The organism is Micromonospora trifolii (genome assembly GCF_022229005.1).
In the GTDB taxonomy this organism is placed as follows: domain Bacteria; phylum Actinomycetota; class Actinomycetes; order Mycobacteriales; family Micromonosporaceae; genus Micromonospora; species Micromonospora trifolii.
In genome coordinates this window covers 29,363-51,052 of record NZ_JAKKFD010000013.1, presented here as the reverse complement: position 1 = coordinate 51,052, position 21,690 = coordinate 29,363, and the positions used below count along the sequence as shown (strand labels likewise).

At 73.1% G+C, this 21,690-nt stretch carries 19 protein-coding genes; 14 read left to right on the top strand and 5 right to left on the bottom strand.

Going from position 1 to position 21,690, the window contains the following annotated elements; all coding sequences use genetic code 11:
- Positions 1-33: 33 nt before the first annotated feature.
- Entirely contained in the window at positions 34-453 is a 420-nt protein-coding gene (locus tag NIE79_RS09255) for an HPF/RaiA family ribosome-associated protein (protein ID WP_238678140.1), read from the bottom strand.
- Positions 454-754: 301 nt separating this feature from the next.
- Between NIE79_RS09255 and ssb the strand changes: the two genes are divergently transcribed.
- From ssb to NIE79_RS09240, 3 genes are all read left to right on the top strand, one after another.
- Positions 755-1,519, top strand: a complete 765-nt coding sequence (ssb, locus tag NIE79_RS09250) for a single-stranded DNA-binding protein (protein WP_372471432.1) — start codon at positions 755-757, stop codon at positions 1,517-1,519.
- A 304-nt stretch (positions 1,520-1,823) separates the two neighbouring features.
- Complete coding sequence (locus NIE79_RS09245; protein ID WP_238678208.1) at positions 1,824-2,861, top strand: cobalamin biosynthesis protein; 1,038 nt, start codon at positions 1,824-1,826, stop codon at positions 2,859-2,861.
- A complete protein-coding gene (locus tag NIE79_RS09240) occupies positions 2,858-4,399 on the top strand; it encodes a cobyric acid synthase (RefSeq protein ID WP_238678139.1) in 1,542 nt (513 codons plus the stop codon). Before NIE79_RS09245 ends, NIE79_RS09240 begins: the two co-directional genes overlap by 4 nt.
- Before the next feature lie 712 nt (positions 4,400-5,111).
- Here NIE79_RS09240 and NIE79_RS09235 read toward each other — a convergent pair.
- Entirely contained in the window at positions 5,112-5,513 is a 402-nt protein-coding gene (locus NIE79_RS09235; RefSeq protein WP_145785474.1) for a rhodanese-like domain-containing protein, read from the bottom strand.
- 272 nt (positions 5,514-5,785) lie between these two features.
- Between NIE79_RS09235 and NIE79_RS09230 the strand changes: the two genes are divergently transcribed.
- The 5 genes from NIE79_RS09230 to NIE79_RS09210 all read left to right on the top strand — a co-directional run bounded on the left by NIE79_RS09230 (position 5,786) and on the right by NIE79_RS09210 (position 10,989).
- Complete coding sequence (locus NIE79_RS09230; protein ID WP_372471435.1) at positions 5,786-6,427, top strand: uridine kinase family protein; 642 nt, start codon at positions 5,786-5,788, stop codon at positions 6,425-6,427.
- 67 nt (positions 6,428-6,494) lie between these two features.
- Positions 6,495-7,640 (top strand): M48 family metallopeptidase, encoded by a 1,146-nt coding sequence (locus tag NIE79_RS09225; RefSeq protein ID WP_238678137.1) that lies wholly within the window; start codon positions 6,495-6,497, stop codon positions 7,638-7,640.
- 36 nt (positions 7,641-7,676) lie between these two features.
- Positions 7,677-9,020 carry a dipeptidase gene (locus NIE79_RS09220; RefSeq protein WP_238678207.1) on the top strand — a complete coding sequence of 448 codons (1,344 nt, stop codon included), beginning with the start codon at positions 7,677-7,679 and terminating at the stop codon, positions 9,018-9,020.
- A 77-nt stretch (positions 9,021-9,097) separates the two neighbouring features.
- A complete protein-coding gene (locus NIE79_RS09215) occupies positions 9,098-9,304 on the top strand; it encodes a hypothetical protein (RefSeq protein WP_030488220.1) in 207 nt (68 codons plus the stop codon).
- A gap of 92 nt (positions 9,305-9,396) precedes the next feature.
- The gene (locus NIE79_RS09210) at positions 9,397-10,989 is read left to right on the top strand and encodes an ATP-dependent DNA ligase (protein ID WP_238678136.1); all 1,593 of its coding nucleotides are present in this window, start codon (positions 9,397-9,399) and stop codon (positions 10,987-10,989) included.
- A 10-nt stretch (positions 10,990-10,999) separates the two neighbouring features.
- On the opposite strand, the gene NIE79_RS09205 is transcribed toward NIE79_RS09210, so the two are convergent.
- Positions 11,000-11,821, bottom strand: coding sequence for an SURF1 family cytochrome oxidase biogenesis protein (locus NIE79_RS09205; protein WP_238678135.1), 822 nt, complete (start codon positions 11,819-11,821; stop codon positions 11,000-11,002).
- Between the two features lie 206 nt (positions 11,822-12,027).
- On the opposite strand from NIE79_RS09205, the gene NIE79_RS09200 reads away from it, so the two are divergent.
- Both NIE79_RS09200 and NIE79_RS09195 read left to right on the top strand, forming a co-directional pair.
- Positions 12,028-13,431 (top strand): cobyrinic acid a,c-diamide synthase CobB, encoded by a 1,404-nt coding sequence (locus NIE79_RS09200; protein ID WP_238678134.1) that lies wholly within the window; start codon positions 12,028-12,030, stop codon positions 13,429-13,431.
- Positions 13,428-13,997 (top strand): GNAT family N-acetyltransferase, encoded by a 570-nt coding sequence (locus tag NIE79_RS09195; protein WP_238678133.1) that lies wholly within the window; start codon positions 13,428-13,430, stop codon positions 13,995-13,997. The genes NIE79_RS09200 and NIE79_RS09195 overlap by 4 nt, the downstream gene beginning before the upstream one ends.
- 28 nt (positions 13,998-14,025) lie before the next feature.
- Here NIE79_RS09195 and NIE79_RS09190 read toward each other — a convergent pair whose 3' ends face one another.
- Positions 14,026-16,155 (bottom strand): transglycosylase domain-containing protein, encoded by a 2,130-nt coding sequence (locus NIE79_RS09190; protein WP_238678132.1) that lies wholly within the window; start codon positions 16,153-16,155, stop codon positions 14,026-14,028.
- Between the two features lie 121 nt (positions 16,156-16,276).
- On the opposite strand from NIE79_RS09190, the gene cobC reads away from it, so the two are divergent.
- From cobC to NIE79_RS09170, 4 genes are all read left to right on the top strand, one after another.
- Complete coding sequence (gene cobC / locus NIE79_RS09185; RefSeq protein WP_238678131.1) at positions 16,277-17,362, top strand: Rv2231c family histidinol phosphate aminotransferase CobC; 1,086 nt, start codon at positions 16,277-16,279, stop codon at positions 17,360-17,362.
- The gene (gene cobT, locus NIE79_RS09180) at positions 17,362-18,450 is read left to right on the top strand and encodes a nicotinate-nucleotide--dimethylbenzimidazole phosphoribosyltransferase (RefSeq protein WP_238678206.1); all 1,089 of its coding nucleotides are present in this window, start codon (positions 17,362-17,364) and stop codon (positions 18,448-18,450) included. Before cobC ends, cobT begins: the two co-directional genes overlap by 1 nt.
- A 40-nt stretch (positions 18,451-18,490) precedes the next feature.
- The gene (gene cobA, locus NIE79_RS09175; RefSeq protein ID WP_238678130.1) at positions 18,491-19,732 is read left to right on the top strand and encodes a uroporphyrinogen-III C-methyltransferase; all 1,242 of its coding nucleotides are present in this window, start codon (positions 18,491-18,493) and stop codon (positions 19,730-19,732) included.
- Positions 19,733-19,834: 102 nt separating this feature from the next.
- Positions 19,835-21,121: a cupin domain-containing protein gene (locus tag NIE79_RS09170; protein ID WP_238678129.1), complete on the top strand. Its 1,287-nt coding sequence runs from the start codon at positions 19,835-19,837 to the stop codon at positions 21,119-21,121.
- Between the two features lie 233 nt (positions 21,122-21,354).
- On the opposite strand, the gene NIE79_RS09165 is transcribed toward NIE79_RS09170, so the two are convergent.
- Positions 21,355-21,633, bottom strand: coding sequence for a hypothetical protein (locus tag NIE79_RS09165; protein WP_238678128.1), 279 nt, complete (start codon positions 21,631-21,633; stop codon positions 21,355-21,357).
- Positions 21,634-21,690: the final 57 nt, after the last annotated feature.

Genomic DNA, 21,690 nt, shown 5'->3' with positions numbered 1-21,690 from the left:
GCGGCGGTGGGGCGGGCGGGGGTGCGGCGTGGGTCAGGCCGTTTCCGCGTCGGCGCGGGGGGCCGCGTCGTCGGACTCGACGGCCTCCGTCTGCGGCTGCGGGAGGTCGCGCAGGTGCTTGTTGTGCCGGGGCTCCTGGCGGGTCTTGGCGTCGTTGAGCCGGCGGCGCAGATCGTCACGGACGTCATTCAGGGCGGCGTGCAGGTCCTCCTCCGCGGAGGTGGTGACGATCTTCTGCCGGCCGGCGATCCAGCACTCCAGAGTGACCTTCTGGCCACGCGCCTCCCGGTCCTTCACCGACACCTCCAGCTCGGTGGCGTCAGCGTGGAAGCTGGCGAGCCGGGCGTCGAGGGTGGCGAACTGCTCGGCGATCCAGTTGCGGTCGCCCTGGGAGAACCCGGCGCCCACCCGCAGGCACTCAGCCACTGTGGCCGGGTTCGCCACGGCGCTCATCGCTGCGCCTCGGAAGCGTTCGCGGAGTCGATGGTAGTGATCGTCATGGCGCTGACCTCTCGTCGACGTGGAGCTGTCGGTGGTGCGTTGATCAAGTCCTTACCCAGTTCGGGCGGCCTGGGAAACCGTGGACGGCGGGTCGGGCGGGTCGGGCGTACCACATCCGGGCGTGATCAGGGCGTTGTCCACAGGTGGGTTCGTCATCCACAGGTCGGGGATCGGCGCTCGCGCAGGGTGCTCTCAGTGTCGATGCTCGGTGTCGAGTCGACTCGCGCTGGCAGGCCCCGATCCCCCTGGAGGGATGATGTTCGACACTTACGTGACAATCGTCGGCAATGTGCTGACTACGCCCGAGTGGCGGCGTACGACCCAGAGCAACACCCTGGTGGCCAACTTCAAGGTCGCTTCCACCGCCCGCCGACTCGACCGGGACAGCGGCCGATGGGTGGACGGCAATTCGCTCCGCGTCCGCGTCAACTGTTGGCGCAAGCTCGCCGAGGGGGTGGCGGCCTCCGTCATGGTCGGCGATCCGGTGGTGGTCTGCGGGCGCCTCTACACCCGCGACTGGACCGACGACGCCGGCAACCACCGCACGCTCTACGAGCTGGAGGCGGTCGCCGTCGGCCACGACCTGTCCCGGGGCCGGGCCCGGTTCCTGCGCAACCGGCCGAGCATGACGACCAGCACCACGGAGGACGCGGACGCCGAGAGCCGGGTGCACGGCGAGCCCACCGAGCCGGTGCCGGCCGGGCAGGCGCCCGTGCTGCCCGACGACCGTCCGCTGGACGACGACTTCGAGCTGCCCGACTACGCCGAGCTGCGAACCAGCCCGTTCGGCAACGTCCCCCAGGACGATGACAGCTCCCCGAGCGGCGGGCAGGTCGGGCAGACCAACGTCCCGGCGGGCTTCGACGACGAGTTGGCCCCTCCGCCCGAGGCGGACGACGACAACGCCGACGGTGACCTGGACATCGAGTTGGGGCCGGTGCCCGACGAGGGGCAGCCGGAGCCGGCGCAGCCCGGCCGAGGGCGGCGTGGTCGGGGCCGGATCCCGCAGCCAGCCTGACCGAACGGGTCGACCGTGGCGGGTTGGGCGGCGGTCGAGCTGGGCTGAGGTTCCGCATCGGTAGCGGGTGCTGCTGCCACGCGGCAGGGCACGGCGCGGTGCGGCACGGTGCGGTGCGGCGCGACGGGGGCGGGGTGGCGGCGCGACCTGCGTCGTCACCCCGCGTGACGGGCGTCGGCGGCCGGCCGGCTGGTTCGCTCCACGGGTTCTCGTTGCCGGTGCCCGACCGTGGGTTGGGCTGGTTCACGGGGTGCTCGTCTAGGCTGGCCGGCCGGAGGTGGTGCGGGTGCGACGGACAGCGCCGATGGCGAACGCGGTGGGGCTGCTGGCCGGGTACGCGCTGGACAGGATGCTCGGCGACCCCCGCCGATGGCACCCGGTGGCGGGCTTCGGGCAGGTCGCGGGCGCGCTGGAGAGCCGCCTCTACCGCCCGGACCGAACGGCGGGTACGGCATTCACCGCGCTGGCCGTCGGCGGCCCGGTGTTGCTCGGGGCGGTCGCCGCGGCGGCCACCCGGCACCGGCCGGTGACCCGGGCGGTGCTGGTGGCGGCCGGCACGTGGACGGTGCTGGGCGGCCGCACGCTTCGGCGCGAGGCGACAGTGATGGGTCGGACGCTGCGTGACGGCGATCTGCCCGCCGCCCGGCGACGCCTCGGGCACCTCTGCGGGCGGGACCCGTCGACGCTGGGCGAGTCGGAGCTGGCCCGTGCGACCGTCGAGTCGGTCGCGGAGAACACGTCCGACGCTGTGGTCGCTCCGCTGCTCTGGGGAGCGGTCGCCGGTCTGCCCGGGCTGCTGGGCTACCGCGCGGCGAACACCCTCGATGCGATGGTCGGGCACCGGTCGACCCGCTACGCGCGGTTCGGCACGCCGGCCGCTCGCTTGGACGACGCGCTCAACCTCGTGCCGTCCCGGCTGACCGGGTTGCTCACCATCGCCGTCGCGCCGGTCGCGCACGGGGACCGGCAGCGCGCCTGGCAGGTGTGGCGGCGGGACCGCAACGACCACCCGAGCCCGAACGCCGGTCAGTGCGAGGCGGCGATGGCCGGTGCGCTCGGGGTTCGCCTCGGTGGCCGCAACATCTACTTCGGGCGCTCCGAGGTGCGGCCTTTCCTCGGCGACGGCCCCCGCCCGGAGGCGCGGCACCTGAAACGGGCCGCCCGGATCTCCGGCGCGGTGGGGCTGGCCGCCGTCGGGCTTGCCGCCGCGTACCCGGTTACGCTCGGCCGGCTGGTTGGCGCGGTGAGCAGACGTGCACTGGCCGGCGCCGTGGGTCGGCGAGGGCTGGCTGCTACGGGGCTGAACGGGGGCATCGGGTTGCGGCGGGGGAGTGGGCGGTGAGCGGCGGGCTGCTGGTGGCCGGCACGACGTCCGACGCCGGCAAGAGCGTGCTCACCGCCGGCATCTGCCGCTGGCTGCACCGGCAGGGCGTGAAGGTGGCGCCGTACAAGGCGCAGAACATGTCGAACAACTCGGCGGTGGTCGTCGGGCCGGACGGGCGCGGCGGCGAGATCGGGCGCGCCCAGGCCATGCAGGCTGCGGCGTGCGGGCTCGCACCCGACCTGCGGTTCAACCCGGTGCTGCTGAAGCCGGGCAGCGACCTGGCCAGTCAGGTGGTGCTGTTGGGCGAGGCGGTCGACACGATCACCGCGGGCACCTTCCGGCAGTTGCGTCCCCGGCTCGCCGAGACCGCGTACGCCGCACTGGCTGAGCTGCGCGAGACGTACGACGTGGTGATCTGCGAGGGCGCCGGCAGCCCTGCGGAGATCAACCTGCGGGCCGGTGACTACGTCAACATGGGGCTGGCCCGGCACGCCAACCTGCCCACCATCGTCGTCGGCGACATCGACCGGGGCGGTGTCTTCGCCTCGATGTTCGGCACAGTGGCCCTGCTCGACCCGGCCGACCAGGCGCTGATCGCCGGCTTCGTGATCAACAAGTTCCGGGGCGACCTCGGGCTGCTCCAGCCGGGCCTACGCATGCTGCGTCAGGTCACCGGCCGCCCCACGTACGGGGTGGTGCCCTGGGCACTGGACCTGTGGCTCGACGCGGAGGACTCACTCGCCTACGGCCGGGTGCTCGGCCGACCCTCCGCCCCGCACGGCAGCGAGTGGCTGGACGTGGCGGTCGTCCGCCTACCCCGGATCAGCAACGCCACCGACGTGGAGGCGCTCGCCACCGAGCCGGGCGTGCGGGTGCGCCTCACCATCGAACCGGCCGAACTGGCCGCCGCCGACCTCGTCGTCCTGCCCGGCTCCAAGTCCACCGTCGCCGATCTCGCGTGGCTGCGCGAAACCGGTCTCGCCGACGCGGTGGCCACCCATGTGGCGGCCGGCAAGCCCCTGCTCGGCCTCTGCGGCGGCTTCCAGATGCTCGGCCGCGCCATCCACGACCCGGTGGAGAGCCGGCAGGGCAGCGTGCCGGGGCTCGGTCTGCTGCCCATCGACGTCACCTTCGATCCGCGCAAGACCGTCCGGCAGTCGGTGGGCACCGGCCACGGTGGCCTTCCGGTGCGGGGCTACGAAATCCACCACGGGTACGTGTCACACGCCGACCCCGGCCTGACGCCGCTGCTGACCGGCGACGACGGTGTCGGGGAGGGTGCCGTGCTCGGCGCGGTGCACGGCACGCACTGGCACGGGGCGTTCGAGTCCGACGAGTTCCGCAGGTGGTTCCTCACCGAGGCGGCTCGCCTGGCCGGTCGTGGCGGGTTCCAGGTCGCACCGGCCACCAGCTTCGCCGCCGCCCGGGAACGCTCACTCGACCTGCTCGGCGACCTGGTCGAGGAACACCTGGACACCGATGCCCTCTGGCGTCTCATCGAAGCCGGCCCACCCGCGGGTCTCCCGTTCATCCCACCCGGTCCGCCACCCTCCTGACCGGCGAACGGTCTTATCCGACCACCGTCTTATCCGACCACCGTCTTATCCGACCACCGTCTTGGCCGACCACCGTCTTGGCCGACCACCGTCTTGGCCGGCGAGCCGTCTTGGCGGGGACCACCCCCTTGGCCCCGGGAACCCCTTGGCCGGCTTGCCGTCTTGGCCGTTCCACCGTCCCATTCGGAAAGTGGATGCGGGGCCGTGCCCGGGGCGCCGAGGCGTGATCCTGAGCCGGGCGCCTCTCGCGGACCCCACTACTCCCGCATGATCGTGCTCGATCGTTGTTGTAGGGGTCTCGTCGGTGCGGGGAGGGGCCTGTTTCCTGGTTCGAGCGTGATCTCGGTCCAGCGGGTGTCGACCGCGCCGGGTCCACCCGGACTGGCCGTGTAGAGGGGGCGATGATCCGCGCACTTTCCCCGGAATTGCTGCCTCATCCGGTCGCGAGGCAGCAGTTTCGGGGGAACGTGCGCGGTGGTGCCCGGCGTGGTCGTGTCGGTGGTGGGCGTGGGTCGTCGCCTCCGCATGATCGTGCTCGATCGTTGTTGTAGGGGCCTCGTCGGTGCGGGGAGGGGCCTGTTTCCTGGATCGAGCGTGATCTTGAGCCCGCTGCCCGCTGCCCGCTGCCCGCCGCCCGCTGCCCGCCGCCCGCTGCCCGCCGCCCGCTGCCCGCTGCCCGGCTGATGGGCTTGAGGGGGCGAGGTGCTGGGATTCAGGGGCGGATGTCGGCGGGGCGGTCGGTGGTGGGCAGGCCGGCGGCGAGCCACGCGTCCACGCCGCCGATCATGTCGGTGGCCCGGCGCAGCCCGAGCGTCTGGAGGCTGGCGGCGGCCAGGCTGGAGCTGTAGCCCTGCCGGCACACCAGGACGATCTCCCGGTCGTACCCGGTGGCCTCGGGGATCCGCCAGGCGCTGGCCGGGTCGAGGCGCCACTCCAGTACGGTCCGGTCGATGACGACAGCGCCCGGCAGGTCGCCCTGTTCGCGGCGCTGAAGTTCGGTACGGGTGTCGACCAGCAACGCACCGCCGCGGACCGCCTCGACGGTCTGTTGCGGAGTCAGTCGGTGCAGCCCAGCGCGGGCCTGTTCGAGTAGGGCGTCTATACCGGGGCTCATTACGTCTCGGAGCACCACCCGATCATGCCGATTCGGTGGCACCCCGGGCGGCGAACGGGCCGCCCGTCACCCGTCGCCGCCCCAATTCCCCCGGACGTGACGGCGGCCGGCCGGGGCGGTCAGCCGGACGTGTCACAGGGGCCCCCGTCGGCCCCGCAACCGGCAGGATCGACACGGGCCACCGTAGATAACGCGACGTCGATGAACCGGCGTCGATCACCCCTTCGGCAGCGGTGGCGGCATACTTCGGTCATGCACCACGGGAGGCTGCGCTGAAGCCGGGAACTGGCGGGCCGACCGTGGCGGTTGTCGAGGCGTACGCCGAATTGGCTCGTCGGGTGCTCGCGGGCCCGGCGCGGTTGGGGCGGACCCGGCTGGTCGCTGTCGACGGGCCGAGCGGCGCGGGTAAGAGCCGGTTCGCCGCGCAGCTCGCGGATGCCCTGGCGGGGCCGCTCGGCGGCCGACCGCCTGTGGTGCACACCGACGACCTGCTCGACGGGTGGGACGACCAGGTCACCTTCTGGCCGCGGCTCGACGAGGGGGTGCTCGCCCCGCTGCGCGATGGCGAGCCGGGCGGCTACCGGCGGTACAGCTGGGTGCGGCAGTGCTTCCTGCCCCGGCCGGTTCCGGTTCCGGTGGCTCCGGTGCTGTTGGTCGAGGGGGTCAGCGCGGCCCGGGCGGTCGTCCGGCCGGAGTTGACGTTGGCCGTGTTCGTCACCGCGCCCGCGTCGCTGCGGCTGGCCCGCGCGGTCGCCCGGGACGGGCCGGAGATCCTGCCCGAGCTGCGCCGCTGGCACGAGGGGGAGCGGGCGCACTTCGCCGTCGACGAGACCGCGACCCACGTCGACCTGTTGGTGGACGGCGCGCCGACACTGCCGCACGACGCGGACCGGTACTACGTGCGGCTCCGCTGAGCGGGGCATGGACGTCGGCCACCGACTGCGGCACGATGCGAAGAGCTACGGCGAACGGGGAGCCACAATGACGGCAGCGGACGCGCCAGCGCGGCGTCGAATCACCCTCACCGGCATCAGCTCACGGGCCTGGGAGCATCCGGCCGACCGTGGTGCCCTGGTCGCGTTGCGGGAGCTGCGCGGTTTCGACGACGTGGTGCGGGCGTTCTTCGGGATGTGGAACGAGCGGGGTTTCCGGCTGTCCGTGCTGGCCTCCGGCATTAGGGTCGACCACCGGCAGTACCCGGCGGTGTGGCAGCGCTACACCGAGGCCGCGGCGGCGCTGGACGTGGCCGAGCTGCCCGAGCTGTACGTGACCCAGTCGCCCTGGTTGGGCGCGGAGGCGGTCGGGCTGGAGCGGCCGTTCATCGTGCTGAACTCCGCGTGCGTGCAGCAACTCGACGAGGACGAGCTGCGCTGCCTTCTCGGCCACGAGTTGGGGCACGTGGGCAGCGGGCATGCCGTCTACAAGACCATGCTCATGATCCTCACCCGGTGGGCGGCCAACCTGAGCTGGTTGCCGGTCGGCGCGATCGCGCTGCGCGCCATCATCGCGGCGATGCTGGAGTGGTGGCGTAAGGCGGAGCTCTCCGCCGACCGGGCCGGCCTGCTCGCCGGGCAGGACCCGGCCGCCGCGCTGCGGCTGCTGATGAAGCTCGCCGGCGGCGGTGACCTGTCCCAGGTCGACACCACCGCCTTCCTCGAGCAGGCCGCCGAGTACGCCGGTGGCGGCGACCTGCGCGACAGCCTGCACAAGATCCGGATGACGGCGTGGAGCACCCATCCGGTGCCGGTGGCGCGGGCGGCGCAGTTGCGCCAGTGGATCGACTCCGCGGCGTACGGGCGGGTGCTGGCCGGGGACTATCCGCGCCGCGAGGACGACAGCTCGACAAGCGTCTCGGAGGAGATCAAGGCGGCTGCCGAGTCGTACCGGGAGGAGTTCAGCCGGTCCACCGACCCGCTGGTCGGGTTGCTGCGCCGCCTCGGCGACGGCGCGAGCGACGTCGGCGAGTGGGTGGGCGGCACCGCCGGTCGGGCCCGTTCCTGGGTGGACGCCGCCACCGAGGCGGCGGGCCGCGCGCACCGCGCCGGGCGGACCGCCCCGGGCGCGCGGGCCGGCGCCGGCCCCGCGGACAGCGGTGACGGTACGGGCTCCGCCGGCACGCCTGGGTAAGGCCGGCATACGATGCCGGTCATGACCTCTCCGATCATGTCCGAGTCCGAGGTGCGGGCCGCCGTCGAGCGGGAGATGCCCGGCGTCCGGGCCGACCTGGAGCGCCTCGTCCGCATCCCCGGCATCGCCTTCGAGGGCTTCGACCACTCGCACGTGGAACGCTCCGCCGAGGCGGTCGCCGAGCTGCTGCGCGGGTGTGGCCTGGACGTCGACATCGTGCGATCCGGCGGTCAGCCGGCGGTGATCGGCCGTCGGGCCGCCCCGCCCGGCGCGCCCACGGTGCTGCTCTACGCCCACCACGACGTCCAGCCGGTCGGCGACCGGTCGCTGTGGGAGTCCGACCCGTTCGAGCCGGTGGAACGCGACGGCCGGCTCTACGCCCGGGGCGCGGCCGACGACAAGGCCGGCATCATGGCGCACGTCGCGGCGCTGCGCGCGTACGGTGACGCGCTGCCGGTCGGCGTGGTCCTCTTCATCGAGGGCGAGGAGGAGTACGGCTCCGACTCGCTGGAGCAACTGCTGGCCGAGCACCGCGACGAGATCACCTCGGACGTCATCGTGATCGCCGATTCCGGCAACTGGGACATCGGCGTACCGGCGTTGACCACCTCGCTGCGGGGCATCGTCAACTGCTTCGTCGAGGTGCGCACGCTGGACCACGCGGTGCACAGCGGCATGTTCGGCGGCGCCGTGCCGGACGCGCTCACCGCGCTGGTCCGGCTGTTGGCGACGCTGCACGACGACGCCGGCGACGTGGCCGTGGACGGCCTGGTCGGCCGGGAGGGCGCCGTCGTCGACTACCCGGAGGACCGGGTCCGGGCCGAGGCGGGGCTCGCCGAGGGCGTGCAGTTCATCGGCACCGGCCGGATCACCGACCGACTCTGGACCAAGCCGGCGCTGGCCATTCTCGGTGTCGACGCGCCGTCCACCGGCGAGGCGCCGAACGCCCTGGTTCCTTCCGCGAAGGCGAAGCTCAGCATCCGCCTTGCCCCGGGCGACGACCCCAAGCGGGCGTACGCGGCGGTGCGTGCGCACCTGGAGCAGCACGCGCCGTGGGGTGCGCAGGTGACTGTCACCTTCGAACACGACGGTGACCCGTGCGTGATCGACGCGTCCGGGCCGATGTTCGACGCCGCGCGTTCGGCCTTCCGGACCGCCTGGGACGGCACCGACCCGGTGGACATCGGCGTCGGCGGCTCGATTCCGTTCATCGCCACCTTCCAGGAGATGTTCCCGAAGGCGGCGATCCTGGTGACCGGTGTGGAGGACCCGCACGCCCGCGCGCACGGCCCGAACGAGAGTCTGCACCTGGGGGAGTTCGCCCGGGTCTGCCTCGCCGAGGCGCTGCTTCTGCGCAACGTGGCGGCGGTGAGCAGTTAGGTGTCAGAACGGCAACTTTGGGCCTGATCTGGGAGTTTACGGCGTGTCGGATGGTCAGCTGTTATAGCCTTTCGTACATGAGTACGAACGAGGTGATGGCCCGGTTGGGGGCCGCTGTCAGCGCGCTGGGAGATGTCGATGTCTCCGCGTGGTCCGAGGACACGCTCAACGAACAGCTCGGTGAGCTCTCCGCCGCACTGGTCGCCCTCGACTCGGTGCTCTCTCGGGTCGCCGGCGAGGTCCGCGCCCGAGGGTTGCGCATCGAGGAGCCCATCTCCGCGTAGGCCCTGATCCGTCGTCCGCGTGAGTGGGCGGCACCCTGCCGACACCGCCCGGGCACGGCAATGCCCGGGCGGTGTCGGAGGTGACTGGCAGGATGAGCTGCGTGCGGTTCCTCGATCTGGCAGCCACCTCCGCCGCAGTCGGCGCCACCAGCGGCCGACGGGCCAAGGTGGAGCTGCTCGCTGACGCGCTGCGCCGGCTCGACCCGGGCGAGGTCGAGCCCGGCGCCGGCTACCTCGCCGGTGAGCTGCGCCAACGGCAGACCGGGGTCGGCTACGCGAGCCTGCGTGACCTGCCGCCACCGGCCGCGGAGCCGACGTTGACGGTGGCCGCCGTGGACGCGGCCATCGCGCAGATCGCCGCGGTGCACGGCTCGGGCTCACAGGCTCGGCGCCGGGCGCTGCTCGGTGCCCTCTACGCGGCGGCGACGGCCGACGAGCAGCGACTGCTCACCGGCCTGTTCAGTGGCGAGCTGCGACAGGGCGCCCAGGCCGGGCTCCTCGCGGACGCGGTGGCCCGGGCCGCCGAGGTGCCGGTGGCGGCGGTCCGCCGGGCGCTGCTGCTCGCCGGTGATCTCCGGGCGGTGGCGGTGGCCGCGCTGGCCGGCGGGGCCGCCGGGTTGGCCGGCTTCGGTCTGCAGGTCGGCCGCCCGCTGGCGCCGATGCTCGCACAGAGCGCCCCCTCGGTCGACGAGGCGCTCGCCGCGACCGGCACGCCGGCGGTGGTCGACGTGAAGCTCGACGGCATCCGCATCCAGGTGCACCGCTCCGGCACCGACATCGCCGTGTTCACCCGCAGCCTCGACGAGATCACCACCCGGGTGCCCGAGGTGGTCGCCGCGGTCCGTGCCCTGCCGGGCCGGGAGTTGGTCCTCGACGGCGAGGCGATCGGCCTGGACGAGACCGGCCGGCCCCTGCCGTTCCAGCAGACGTCGAGCCGGGCGGCCCGACGCACCACCCCCAGCACCACAGGGCGCACACCGGTCGCCCCGGCGGTGCTCGCGGCGGCCGCCAGCACGGGCGCGACGGTGCTCACCCCGTACTTCTTCGACCTGCTGCACCTCGACGGCCAGGATCTGATCGACAGCCCCGGCCGGGAGCGGTGGGCCGCCCTCGCCGGTTCGGTGGATTCGTCGCTGCTGGTCGGCCGGATGGAGGTCGACGGCCCGGAGCAGGCCGCCGCCGCGTTCACCGCCGCGCTCGACGCCGGGCAGGAGGGCGTGGTGGTCAAGGCGCCGGACGCCCCCTACGACGCCGGCCGGCGCGGTGCCGCCTGGGTCAAGGTCAAACCGCGGCACACCCTCGACCTGGTGGTGCTCGCCGTCGAGTGGGGCAGCGGCCGACGCAAGGGCTGGCTGTCCAACCTGCATCTGGGTGCGCGTGACGCGCGCACCGGTGACTTCGTGATGCTCGGCAAGACGTTCAAGGGGCTCACCGACGAGCTGCTGCGGTGGCAGACCGAGCGGTTCCTCGACCTCGCCGTGGAACGCGGCGACTGGGTGGTCCGGGTCCGGCCCGAGCAGGTGGTGGAGATCGCCTTCGACGGGGTGCAGACGAGTTCGCGCTATCCCGGTGGGATGGCGCTGCGGTTCGCCCGGGTGGTGCGCTATCGCGACGACAAGTCCGCCGCCGAGGCGGACACCATCGACGCGGTCCGCGCCATCCACGCCGGCCGCGTGAGCGGCTGACGGGGCGAGGTCAGGCGGACGCGGTCGGCGTGGGCTCGGCGGCCCGGTCCAGCGAAGCCGGGGTGCTGCCGATGCCGGCGGCCCGGCGGGCCTCCCGACGGGCCACCCAGCCGTAGCCGAAGATGGCCATCACCGCGAAGAGCCACCACTGCACGACGTAGCCGAAGTTCTGCCAGTTGTTGGCGTGCCCGACCGGCACCGCCTTGAACACCGGATCGGCCGCCGGGGTCTGCTCGTCGAGCAGCAGGTACGCACCGTAGACCGGGTAGGGAAGCTCGCCGGCCAGCCGCGGCACACCGATCCGCCGGATCTCCAGCAGCCCGTCGCGTCGGGCCACAGCGCCGGCGCCGCTCTCGGTCTCGTGCACCCGGCCGACCACAGTCACGTCGGCGGTCGGCGCGGCCGGCACCGACGGCTGGGCGGTCGCCCCACCGGGTGCCGGCGGGATCCAGCCCCGGTCCACCAGCAGCGCCGTGCCGTCGGCGAGCACCAGCGGGGTGAGCACCTCGAAACCGACCCGGCTGTCCACCGTCCGGCCACGGACCAGCACGGTGTTCGTGGGGTCGTACCGGCCGGTGACGGTGACGCGGGTCCAGACCTTGTCCTCGGCGGGGGCCGGACCGGCCGTCCCCGCGCCGCCGGTGGGAGCGCGCAGCGCGTTGGCGAGCGGCACGGGGGCCATCCGAAGGCCCGCGTCGATCCGCTCGTTGACCTCGGTGCGCCCCCGGTAGCGGTCCAGCTGCCAGTTGCCGAGGAACACCATGACGGCGGCCGCGACCAGGGTCAGCGCGAGAGCGCCCAGCCAGCGTGGGCTCAGCAGGAACCGGTACACGGCACCGAGGCTACTCGTATGACCGGCGCCACTGACCTGGACCGGGCCGGACCGGGCCGGGACCGACGCCCGGGGGCCCTGCCAGGGGCGGACCGGCTGCCCCGGTTGGCGGTGCTCGCGCCGTCAGCCGGGCGGGTATCGTCACGCCGACGGATCGGCCTCGGTCGTCCCGTCGCGAACCCGCCGCCGCTCGCGAGGAGTCGATGATGACCGTCGTGCCGCGCCTGGTGCTCAGCGCGCCGTCCTCCGGGCACGGTAAGAACGCGCTGGCGATCGGGCTGCTCGCCGCACTGGCCGAGCGAAGGGTCGACGTCGCCGGGTTCAAGCTCGGGCCGGACCACGTCGACGCCGCGTACCTCGGCCTCGCCTCCGGTCGGCCGGGCCGGGTGATCGACCCCCGACTGGTCGGCCTCGACCGGATCGCCCCGCTGGTGGCGCACGGTGCCGCCGGTGCCGGGCTGGCCGTGGTGCAGGGCAGCATGGGGCTGTACGACTCGGTCGGTGGTCGTCCCGAGCAGGAGTCCACTGCCGCTGCGGCCGCCGCCCTGCGCAGCCCTGTGGTGCTCGTTGTCGACGTGGCAGCGATGGGTCAGTCGGTGGCGGCCCTGGTGCACGGTTTCCGCTCGTACGACGAGCAGTTGTGGCTCGGAGGGGTGATCCTCAACCGGGTGGCGTCGTCGCGGCACGAGGGGATGCTGCGCGAGGCGTTGGACGACGTGGGGGTGCCGGTCTACGGCGCGCTGCGTCGCCAGGACCTGCCGGCGGTGCTGCCGTCGCGGCGGCACGGTGTGGCGCCGGTGGTCGACGACTCGGCCGACGCTGTCCGTGCGGTCCGCCGCCTGGGTGAGGCCGTCGCCGCCACTGTCGACCTGGAACGGCTGCTCGGGCTGGCCCGCTCCGCCCCGCCGCTGCCGGCGCCGGCCTGGTCTCCCGAGGAGGCCCTGGGCACGTTCACACCCCCGGCGAACCGCCCACTGGTGGCGGTGGCCGGTGGGCCGGGTGGCAGCTTCAGCCACCCGGAGACCACCGAGTTGCTCCGGGCCGCCGGCGCCGAGGTCGTCGTCGTCGACCCGCTGCGCGACGAGGCGCTGCCGGTCGGCACCCGCGCGCTGGTCGTCGGCGGCGCGCTGCCCGAGGCGTACGCCGAGCAGTTGTCGGCCAACCGGCGGCTCTGCATCGCGGTGGCCGAGTTGGCGCGGACCGGGCGTCCGGTGATCGCCGAGGGCGCCGGGCTGCTCTGGCTGGCCCGGGAGTTGGACGGGCTGCCGATGTGCGGTGTCCTGGACGCTGTCGGTGTCAGCCGCGACGGGGTGGTGGCCGGCTACCGGGAGGCGACCGCCCAGACCGACAGCGTGGTGGCCGCCACCGGAACGGTGCTGGTCGGGCACAAGGCGCACCGTGCGGTGCTCACCCCCCGCGCTGGTCAGCGCCCGGCCTGGAGCTGGGACGGCGGCGCACCGGAGGGCTTCGTCTGGCGCAACGTGCACGCCTCGCAGCTCACAGTGCACTGGGCGAGTCATCCGGCGACGGCGGCCCGGTTGGTCGCCGCCGCGGCGGCCGACCCGACGAGCGAGGTGGTACCCGCGCAGTCGGGCGAGGTGTCGGTGTGATCGGTCAGGTGGCGGTGCGCAGATTCCCGGCGTTGACCGTCTCCACCCCGCGTACCGAGGTGCGTCAGCTCACGGCTGCCGACGCGGCGGCGGCCGGGGAGATCTTCGCCGACAAGCTGACCCGGCGTTGGCTGCCGCTGCCCGACGACTCCGGCCCGATCGACGGGCTGGCCTGGTGCACCGATCTGGCCCGGCAGCGGCGCGACAGCGGGGAGGGTGACCACTACGCGGTGCTCCGGCGGGAGGACGACCAGGTGGTGGGCTCGCTGTGGACGCGGCGCACCGACTGGGGCGCCCGCCTCACCGAGATCTCCTACGCGATGGCGTCGCACGCGCGGGGCTTCGGCTTCGCCGCCGAGGCGGTCGACGCGGTGGCCATCGCGCTGATCCTGGAGCACGGCTTCCAACGGGTCGAGCTGCGGGTGGCGCCCGGCAACCTGGCCTCGCGCCGGGTCGCGGAGAAGGCCGGGTTCAGCTACGAGGGTCTGCTGCGTAACGCCGGGTTCGTCAGCGGCGGCCGGGTGGATCTGGAGCTGTGGTCGTTCGTCGCCGCCGACCTGCGCTGAGCCGCGCGCACCGACCTGCGACCAACCGTCAGCCGACGATGGCGTCCGACGGTGGGGTGAACTGGCGGGTCGGGGTGCCTTTCAGGCCGTCGCGCAGGGTTTCCGAGACCGCCTTGATCGGGATCTGGGACTGCCCGTCACCGACCGCGTTGAACGGATTGTCCGGGTCGGAGATGAAGCTCGCCGCGGCCAACTCCGGGGTGTAGCCGACGAACCAGGCGGACCGGGTGCTGTCTGTCGTACCGGTCTTGCCGGCCACCGGCCGCCCGACGGTGCCCCGCACGCTGTCGGCGGTGGACCAGCCGCCGCAGCTGCCGCGCGCCGGGGTGTCTCCGGTCGGGCAGCGCGCCGCGTCGGTGGCCGCCCGAGCGGCGTCCGCGCTGACCACCTGCCGGCAGCGCGGCTTGGCCACCTCCCGGTGGAGGCCACCCGGGGTCGCGTACGTGGCAGGTGTGCCGTCCCGGTTCATGATCGCCTGCACGGGGATGGCCTCGCAGTAGCGGCCGTCGGCCGCGACGGCGGCGTACGCGTTCGCCATCTCCAGCGGTGTGGCGTCGGAGACGCCCAGGGTGAACGCGCCCCACTGCTTCGCCTTGGTCGGGGACGCGTGGTCCCGGTCGACGTCGGTCCGCCACCGCAGCCCGAGCTGCTCGGCCAGCCGGACCGCCCGGTCCGCGCCGACCTTTTCCTCCAGCCAGACGAAGTACGTGTTCACCGACTTACCGAAGCCGGACCACATGGTCTGCTGGCCGGTCATCGCGCCGCTGGCGTTGGAGGGCGCCCACCCGTCGTAGACCTCCGACCGGTAGCGGTAGGGCGCGTTGAAGGAGGTGGACAGGGTCATCCCCGCGTCCAGCGCGGCCAGCATCGGGAACATCTTGAACGTCGACCCGGCCTGGTAGCCCGCCAGGTCACCGCCACCGAGCAGCGGTGCCACAGTGTTCGGATAGTTGGCCTTCACCTTGGGCCCGGCCTCGGGGTTGGAGCTCTGCGGGTTCTCGGCCAGGTCCAGCGAGTACGTCCGGTTCACCGCCATCGCCTTCACCCGCCCGGTGCCCGGCTCGGAGACCACGATCCCGTTGGCGAACGGGCTGCCGGTGGCGTCCTTGGCGCCGACGCTCTTCTCCGCCGCCTCCTGGACCTTCGGGTCGAGGCTGAGCACGATCCGGTAGCCGCCCCGGCGCAGGTTGTCCATCCGCTCCAGCCGGTTCGCCCCGAACGCGGGCTGCGCACTCCACCAGTTCTTCAGGTAGTCGCAGGCGAAGCCCCAGCTGTTGTACTTCTCCGCCACGGCGGCGCAGTCGTGCGGCGGGGTCGTCAGCTTGAGCCGGATCGGCTCGGACTTGGCGGCGGTGGCCGAGTCGGGGGAGAGGTACCCCAGTTGGCTCATCCGGTCCAGCACGTAGTTGCGCCGCCCGGTTGCCTCCTTCTGGTCGGAGTCGGCCGGGTCGTACTCGGACGGGGACTTGACCAGCCCGGCGAGGGTGGCGGCCTCGACCGGGGTGAGGTCCTTGGGGGTCTTGGAGAAGAAGATCTCGCTGGCCGCGTAGATGCCGTACGCCCGGTGCCCGAAGTACGCCGAGTTCAGGTAACGCTCCATGATCTCTTCCTTGCTGATCTCCTTCTCCAGGTCCAGCGCCATCCGCATCTCCTTGACCTTGCGCAGGCTGGTCTGCTGGGTGGCTTCCTGGACCTCCTTGGGCGTGGTCGCGCTGTCCCGCAGGGCCATCCGGACGTACTGCATGGTCAGCGTCGAGGCGCCCTGGGAGCCGCCGGAGCGGGCGTTGGAGACGAAGGCCCGGGCCACGCCCTTCGGGTCGACGCCGTGGTGCTGGTAGAAGCGCGAATCCTCGGCGGCGACGATCGCCTGCTGGATGTTCGGCGACATGTCCGACAGCTTGGTGTACTGCCGGTACTCCTCGTAGAACATGGTCAGCACCGTCTTGCCGTCCGGGCCGTAGACGTACGAGGTCTCGGCGGGCAGGGCGGTCTTCAGCACCCGGGTCTTCTGGTCCACGGCGTGCGCTGTGGCCTTCGCGCCGAGCCCGGTGAGGGCGACCAGCGGGTAGGCGGCGGCGGCGATCACGATTCCGGCGATCAGTCCGGCGCGGAGGAGAGGGACGAGTCGACCAGCGGCAGCAAGGGGTCGGTTGCTCACCAGGTCAAGTTATGACATTTCCGATTCGTACATGAGAAGAACTCTTAAACCGGCGAGTGGTGACGTGGCTTACGCCGAGATCGACTGTCCCGCCGGCCACCTTCCCGGCAGGATCGCGGACATGTCCGATCAGCCGAGCACTGTCGCCCCGCCCGCCGGGATCGAGCCGGACCTCGCCCACCACGGCGACGCGGAGGCGACAGCCGGGCTGATCGACCTCGCCGTCAATGTCCGTCGGGCGCGGCCGCCCGCCTGGCTGGCCGACCCGATCGCCGCGACCCTTACCGATCTGGCCCGCTATCCGGACCCGGCGCCGGCCCGTGCGGCGGTCGCCGCCCGCCACCGCCGTCATCCGAACGAGGTGCTGCTCACCGCCGGCGCCGCCGAGGGCTTCGTGCTGATCGCCCAGGCGCTGCGCGGCGTTCGCCGGCCGGTGGTGGTGCACCCCCAGTTCACCGAGCCGGAGGCGGCGCTGCGGGCCGCCGGGCACCCGGTCGAGCGGGTGCTGCTCGACGCGGCCGACGACTTCCGGCTCGACCCGTCCCGGGTGCCCGCCGACGCCGACCTCGTGATGATCGGCAACCCGACGAACCCGACCTCGGTGCTGCACCCCGGCCAGGCGGTGGCCGCGCTGGCCCGCCCCGGCCGGGTACTTGTGGTCGACGAGGCGTTCGCCGACACCACAATCGCCCCCGGGCACCCCGGCGAACCGGAGTCGCTGGCCGAACGCCGCGACCTGCCCGGGCTGCTCGTGGTGCGTAGCCTCACCAAGACGTGGGGCCTGGCCGGCCTGCGGATCGGCTACCTGCTCGGCGCCGCGGAGCTGCTGTCCCGACTGGCCGCCGTCCAACCGCTCTGGGCCGTCTCCACGCCCGCGCTGGCGGCCGCGTCGGCCTGCGCCAGCACCGTCGCGGTCCAGGCCGAACGCGCGATCGCCGCCGACCTCGCCGCCGACCGCGACCACCTGGTCGCGCGCCTCACCGACCTGCCCGGTGTACGCGTCGTCGGCCGTCCCGCCAGCGCGTTCGTCCTGCTGCACCTGCCGGGTGCGACAGCGATCCGGGCCGCCCTGCGAGAGCGCGGCTGGGCGGTGCGCCGAGGCGACACGTTCCCCGGCCTCGGCCCGGACTGGCTGCGGGTGGCCGTACGCGACCGAAACACCACCGACGCGTTCATCGACGTGCTGCGCGAGACCATGGAGGCATGATGCTGGAGACCACGATCGCGGCGATCCGCCCGGCGGACGACGCGGCGATGGCAGCCGCCCGGGAACTGCACGGCCGGCTGACCAAGCCGGCGGGCTCGCTGGGCGCGCTGGAGGAGCTTTCGGTACGCCTCGCCGGCCTGGCCGGAGCCTGCCCACCACCGCTGCCCGAGCCGGCCGCGGTGGCGATCTTCGCCGGCGACCACGGGGTGCACGCCCAGCGGGTGAGCCCCTGGCCGCAGGAGGTCACCGCGCAGATGATCGGCAATTTCCTGGCCGGTGGAGCGGTGGTCAACGCGTTCGCCAGGCAGGCCGGCGCCTCGGTCACAGTGGTCGACGTCGGCGTGGCCACCCCGCTGCCCACCGAACCGGCAGTGCTCGACCCGGCCGTGCTCGACCCGGCCGCGCCTCGGCTGGTTGTCGCGTCCGTCCGCCGGGGCACCCGCGACCTCACGGTGACCGCCGCGCTGACCCGGGACGAGGCGCTGGCGGCGGTGCAGACCGGCATCCGGATCGCCGACGAGCTGATCGACGCCGGTGCCGGCATCCTGCTCACCGGGGACATGGGCATCGGCAACACCACCCCGGCCGCCGTGCTGATCGCCGCGTTCACCGGCGCCGACCCGCTCGACACCACAGGTCGGGGCACCGGGGTCGACGACCCGACGTACGCGCACAAGGTGGCGGTGGTGCGGGCCGCGCTGGCCCGGCACACCCTCGACCCGGCCGACCCACTGGGCGTGTTGGCCGCCGTCGGTGGCCTGGAGCACGCCGCCCTGGCCGGGCTGATCCTGGGGGCCGCAGCGCGTCGCACACCGGTGCTGCTGGACGGCGTGATCGCGGTCTCGGCCGCGCTCGCCGCCGCCGCGTTCGCCCCGGACGCGGTCTGCGCCATGGTCGCCGGTCACCGCTCGGCCGAGCCCGGTGCCACTGTCGCGTTGCGTCACCTCGGCCTCGACCCGCTGATCGACCTGGGGCTGCGCCTCGGCGAGGGCACCGGCGCGCTGCTGGCGTTGCCAGTGGTCACCGGCGCTGTCCGGGTGCTGCACGAGGTGGCCACCTTCGACTCCGCAGGGGTGGCCGAGAAGTGAGCCCGCGCAGCGAACGAGCCGACCGCCCCGGTGGTGCGGCGTGACCTCCAATCCGTACCCCCTGGGTTTGCGGCTGCACGGGCGGCGGGTGGTCGTGGTAGGTGGCGGCGCGGTCGCCACCCGGCGGGTACCCGCGCTGCTGGACGCCGGTGCGGACGTCCTGCTGGTGGCCCCGGAGCTGACCCCGGCGCTGCGTGCCCGGGTCGACGCGGGTCGGCTGCACTGGGTGTCGCGCCGGTTCGTACCCGAGGACCTGGACGGCGCCTGGCTGGTCCAGGTCGCTGTCGACGACCCGATCGCGGCGGCTTCGGTGAGCGCCGTCGCCGCCGAGCGGCGGATCTTCTGCGTCCGGGCCGACGACCGGACGGCCGCCACCGCCTGGACCCCGGCGGTGACCCGACACGGCCCGGTCACAGTGGCGGTGCTCGGCGGCGGCGACCCCCGCCGGGCGATGACAGTCCGCGACGCGATCCGCGACCTGCTCGCCGTGCGCCTGGCACCGGACGGGACCGCTGGCCGGCCCGACGCTTCCACTGGGACGACCGGCGGAGAGCAGGCCGGGCGGGTGTCGCTGGTCGGGGCGGGGCCGGGGGACCCGGAGCTGATCACCGTGAAGGGTTGGCGGCTGCTCACCGAGGCCGACGTGGTGGTCGCCGACCGGCTGGTGCCCGGGCTGCTCCTGGACGAGCTGCGCCCCGACGTCGAGCTGGTGGACGCCTCGAAGATCCCCTACGGCCCGTCCCGGGCGCAGGAGGAGATCAACCAGATCCTGGTCGACAGGGCCCTGGCCGGAGCCTTCGTGGTGCGGCTCAAGGGCGGTGACCCGTACGTCTTCGGGCGCGGTGGCGAGGAGCTGTTGGCCTGCGCGGCGGCGGGCGTGCCGGTGACAGTGGTGCCCGGGGTGACCAGCTCCATCGCCGCGCCGGCCGCGGCCGGTATTCCGGTCACCCACCGGGGGGTGGCGCACGAGTTCACTGTGGTCTCCGGGCACCTGGCACCCGACGCGCCGGCCTCGCTGGTGCGCTGGGACGCCCTCGCCGGTCTGCACGGCACCCTGGTGATCCTGATGGGGCTGAAGAACCTCGCCGCCATCACGGCCACCCTGATCGCACACGGCCGGTCGCCGCAGACGCCGGCCGCCGTCGTCCAGGAAGCCACCACGGGCACCCAGCGGGTCCTGCGGTCCACCCTCGGTGCGGTCGCGGCCGAGACGCTCGCCGCCGACCTGCGGCCACCCGCCGTCGTCGTGGTGGGCGACGTGGTGGGCGCGCTCGACGGCTGACCGGCGACCGAACACGGCGACGGTTTCCGTTAGCGCGTAACGGAAACCGTCGACGATTGCCAGCTGCGGCGGTTGTCGGTGGCTGCCGACACAATGTCGCTCATGCTCACCGTGAAGGATCCTCACGAGACGTGGCGCACCGAACTGCTCACACCGGTCGCGCTGCGGTGCGAAAGCCCCGGCCTGACCACCACCTTCGAGGACCTACCCTCGCGATGGCGCACTGCTCCGGTCCGGACTCTGAGGTGCACGGACGTGGACGGCTCCTGGGCCGTCCTGGTCACTGTGGTCCGTGGCCATCGCCAACAGCCGGGCGACTCGCTCGTCGGCAACGAGTTCGGCCGTGACCCGCACACCGCCTACGACCTGGACTCGCCCGGCGACCTGGTGTACGAGCTGCAGGTGACCGAGGACGACGGGTCCGACGAGTACGAGCTGCTGGCGTTCCGGCTCTTCGGCGACCCGCAGGCGACCGTTGCGGGGGTGCTGCGGTGGGCCGGGAAGAAGGCGGCGTACTCAGTCAGCCCGTCGGTCGAGCGGGCCGAGACACGGCAGCGCCGGGAACGTCGACAGTTCGACCATCGCCAGGCCAGCGCGGCATCGCCGCCGGTCCGGATCGGCGTGATGTCGGACGACGCCGCCGCCGACCTCGACGCCATCGACAGGTCCGCGTTGTGCTGGCACTTCCCGCGCGGGAACACCGGTGCCTACCTGCGGTCCGCGGTGGTAGCACTGGCCGGCTACGGCGAGCAGCGGCCGCACCTGCGGGGCCGCTGGCTCACCGCGCGGGTCGAGGGCGAGGAGTTGGTCCTCGGCCTCGACGAGCTGATCCCGGCCAACCAGCGCCATCGCTGGGACAACGCCCGCTGGCTGTGGGACCGTCGACACGCGAATGCCCCGGCAGGGCTTCGCTGGCAGGTCGATCGGGTCGAGCAGGCCGCCCCCGCGGTCGCGGCCGTCCGCCGTGGCGCGTTGCCCGAGGCGCTGACCGACGCCGGCGTGGAGACGGATCCGGAGCTCGACGCGTTGCTGACCGGGGTGCCGTACCGGCTCTCCGACGCCGAACTCACCCCGACCTGGGTGGCGAACCTGTACCGCGGTCTCGCCGACCTCGCGCCCTGGCGGCTGGACGCGGCGTACCGAGGTTGGCGTGACGCCCGGCAGGCACAAGGACTTCCGGTCCGGGACCCGGTTGTCCTGTTTGGCCTCGGCGGCGTCGGCGCGGCCCGTAAACCGAAGCTCGCGCTCGACCACACCGGCGACGCCCCACTACTGTGCCTGATCCATACCGGCAGCAGCGCGGTGCTGCCGTACGCGCACTGGACGGTGCCCACCGACCTCGGCGCCCGCCTGCACGGGTGGCAACCGAGCCTGCCGTACCCGCAGTGACTGACGGGGCCAGAGCATGCGCTCCGGCCCCGTCACATGAGCTGTCGACTACTGCTTGAGCATGTTGTCCAGCAGGCCAGCCCGATGCGGGCCGGGGCAGCCGCCACGCCCGTAGTGCCGGCACCGGCACCACGGGCGTGGCAGGCTAGCGGAGGGGTGTTGCCAAACGCGCCGATGTGGGATACCCCCGGCTCTGCTTTAGGCAATAGGAGCGCAATCCCCGGCGCGGTCCGTCACTGGTCGTTGTTGATCCAGCCCGTCCAGGCGGAGCAACTATCGCTACCTGCCGGGGCGGGAGCGCACAATCGCCATCTGAGCTGACTTCCCTGGCCGCCATTCGACCGCACCGTTGAGTGCTCGTAGAAATCCTTGTTGCAGACCCCCCAGTTCGGGGCGTCCAGCATGTTCCAGCACTTACCGGCGCGGTAGAGCGTCCAGGATCCGTTGGGGCCGCGAAGCTGGTTCTGCCAGTGCAGGTAGGGGCTGCTCAGATTGGCTCGGGAGTCCTGCACATAAAAGACATCGCCGTATGGCCTGAAGCAGCCTGCGGCGAAGCCTGCATAAGTGCA

Coding starts and splice junctions, on each gene's coding strand:
- NIE79_RS09235 (WP_145785474.1), bottom strand. CDS start 5,513: ATGAGCCCCGGTATAGACGCCCTACTCGAACAGGCCCGCGCTGGGCTG.
- NIE79_RS09245 (WP_238678208.1), top strand. CDS start 1,824: ATGGCGAACGCGGTGGGGCTGCTGGCCGGGTACGCGCTGGACAGGATG.
- cobT (WP_238678206.1), top strand. CDS start 17,362: ATGCTGGAGACCACGATCGCGGCGATCCGCCCGGCGGACGACGCGGCG.
- NIE79_RS09210 (WP_238678136.1), top strand. CDS start 9,397: ATGAGCTGCGTGCGGTTCCTCGATCTGGCAGCCACCTCCGCCGCAGTC.
- NIE79_RS09200 (WP_238678134.1), top strand. CDS start 12,028: ATGACCGTCGTGCCGCGCCTGGTGCTCAGCGCGCCGTCCTCCGGGCAC.
- ssb (WP_372471432.1), top strand. CDS start 755: ATGATGTTCGACACTTACGTGACAATCGTCGGCAATGTGCTGACTACG.
- cobC (WP_238678131.1), top strand. CDS start 16,277: ATGTCCGATCAGCCGAGCACTGTCGCCCCGCCCGCCGGGATCGAGCCG.
- NIE79_RS09225 (WP_238678137.1), top strand. CDS start 6,495: ATGACGGCAGCGGACGCGCCAGCGCGGCGTCGAATCACCCTCACCGGC.
- NIE79_RS09220 (WP_238678207.1), top strand. CDS start 7,677: ATGTCCGAGTCCGAGGTGCGGGCCGCCGTCGAGCGGGAGATGCCCGGC.
- NIE79_RS09170 (WP_238678129.1), top strand. CDS start 19,835: ATGCTCACCGTGAAGGATCCTCACGAGACGTGGCGCACCGAACTGCTC.
- NIE79_RS09215 (WP_030488220.1), top strand. CDS start 9,098: ATGAGTACGAACGAGGTGATGGCCCGGTTGGGGGCCGCTGTCAGCGCG.
- NIE79_RS09255 (WP_238678140.1), bottom strand. CDS start 453: ATGAGCGCCGTGGCGAACCCGGCCACAGTGGCTGAGTGCCTGCGGGTG.